This window comes from Acetobacter okinawensis, assembly GCF_002153655.1.
Classification (GTDB): domain Bacteria; phylum Pseudomonadota; class Alphaproteobacteria; order Acetobacterales; family Acetobacteraceae; genus Acetobacter; species Acetobacter okinawensis_A.
Genome location: NZ_JOPJ01000064.1, coordinates 1 through 1979, shown reverse-complemented (window position 1 = coordinate 1979; position 1979 = coordinate 1). Strand labels below are relative to the sequence as shown.

Below are 1979 nucleotides of genomic sequence, written 5' to 3'. Positions count from 1 at the left end.
ATTGCTCAAAATGAGCGTGAAACCATTAATGAGCGCATTAGAAGTGGCATAGACCATGCTCAGAAATACGGAACGAAAACAGGTCGTTCCATAGGCAGACCCAAAGCCAGTTCTGCAAAGGTACAACATGCTCTGGACCTTTTAGCATCAGGAAAAAGCTACAGACATGCGTCTTCCATTGCTGGTGTGTCTTTAGCCACATTGGTCAGACGTGTTCAGGCCATGCAACAGAAAAACCAGTTCACACGCCAGACCAGTATTTTTGAGGCGTTGAAGTAACCTGCTACCAGAGGAATGTCCCATTCCGGTCAGCCAGATGGTCAAGGAAAATGGGGTATTTCACCTTATCCAGAAAAGCCTGCGCTTCCCCTCTGGAAAGGTTGGAACCATATCCAGCCCCAACAGAATCCGTTTCATGTCCAAAAATTTTATTGATGATTTCCATGTTCAGGTCAGAGGTTCTTAAAGCCTGTCTGAAGGTATGACGGAAGGAATAAGCCACAAGGCTTTTGTCTGTCAGTCCAATATCTTCAAGATAACGATTGATACGCTTTGACCATGATTCAGGCTTGATAACTTCCCCTCTGCGTGACTGCATTAATCCCAGACCAGCCTGGGCCTGTTTCTGGACATAGTGGAGAAAGCCAATTTTTCTGAGTTCTGGCAGGATAGGAATCAGACGGGGGCTGTTTCCTGTTTTTGTTCCGGTCTGGCGTAAATCCAGACAGGGAATCCCTTCCAGGTCATAGAGTTTGGCGGGAACGTCAGAGATTTCCCCAATTCTGGCACCAGTCAGGGCAAGAACGCAGATAAACCAGAAATCAGTCAGACGTTTTGTCTGGTGGCCCGGTCTGCTTTTAAAATGTTCGCTATGGTAGCCAGAAAACAGGGGACTGTTAAAAATCTGTTTCAGTTCATTATTTGTGAAAGCCCTGCGAACATCTTCCTGTCTGGTCAGTTTTTCCGTTTGTGTCTTGGCTCTGGCTTTGACATCAGCAAAGCCTTTATCCTCAATCAGACCTGACTGGACGCACCATTTCAGAAAAAATTTTACTTCCCCAAGATGCCGGACAATCGTGCCATGACCCAATGTTCCCCCACGTAAGGAAGGCTTGTTTTTCAGCCAGTCCGCATAGGCTTTAATGTCCTGTTTGGTCAGGAGGTTCAGGGCTTTATTGCCAACAATTTCCTGAAACTGTGTGAAGGTAATGCGGTAGCTGACACGTGTTTTTTCTGTCTGTCCCGGATTATCGTCATGGAAACGTTCAATCAGGTTTGTCCATGGTTCGGAACAGTCTGTGCTTGCAGGAGAAGTGGATAGGATAGAGGGAACAGGATGAGCATGTGTAGCCAATCCACCAAGGGAAATGGCTTTTTCCATGCCTTCCAACATGCCCTGTTGTTTGGCCTGTTTCCACATATCTGCAAGGGTTGCTGTCATATCAGCACTCTCGCGGACATCCTGTGCTTCCTGTGTCTTGCGTTGCATGACAACGTTCAGCCAGTCGGAGAAATGTTTTTTGACGTTCTCTGGCATGGCTTCGATTTCTGAAGCGTGCTCATGCACAAAGGCTTTCATCTCTTCAACAGGGATTTCCCTGTTGAAATAGGCTTGAAGCTTTTCTGCCAGTCTTTGTCTGAGTTCCATCCAGATACCATTGAACGCTGAAGCAAGTCCGAGAGCTTTTGCCCTTGCAACTGTTCTATCACTGGTTTTGAGGGAACGAACAATATGCTGACCAGCGAAGGGTGTCAGGTCAGCAGGGACACGTAGTCTGAGATACCAGGTATGGCAACGTCGAACCATGTATGGAGTAGGCAAAACTGGCGTCCCTTATGTAACACGAACAGGTTACACAGTGAGGGAAGACAAGTATGATTTTTGTTGAAAAATCAATGCCTTATAGACGTATGGTATCCCGTACGGGATTCGAACCCGTGTTGCCGCCGTGAAAGGGCAGTGTCCTAGGCCTCTAGAC

General features: G+C 47.1%; 2 protein-coding genes. One reads left to right on the top strand and one right to left on the bottom strand.

Annotation, left to right across the window (positions count from 1 at the left end; genetic code table 11):
- Nucleotides 1-279: recombinase family protein (locus tag HK26_RS13585; protein ID WP_180539578.1), on the top strand; the 279-nt coding region annotated here is incomplete at its 5' end.
- A 4-nt stretch (nt 280-283) separates the two neighbouring features.
- Here the strand turns inward: HK26_RS13585 and HK26_RS12730 are convergent.
- The gene (locus HK26_RS12730; protein ID WP_143296373.1) at nt 284-1822 is read right to left on the bottom strand and encodes a DUF6538 domain-containing protein; all 1539 of its coding nucleotides are present in this window, start codon (nt 1820-1822) and stop codon (nt 284-286) included.
- Nucleotides 1823-1979 lie beyond the last annotated feature (157 nt).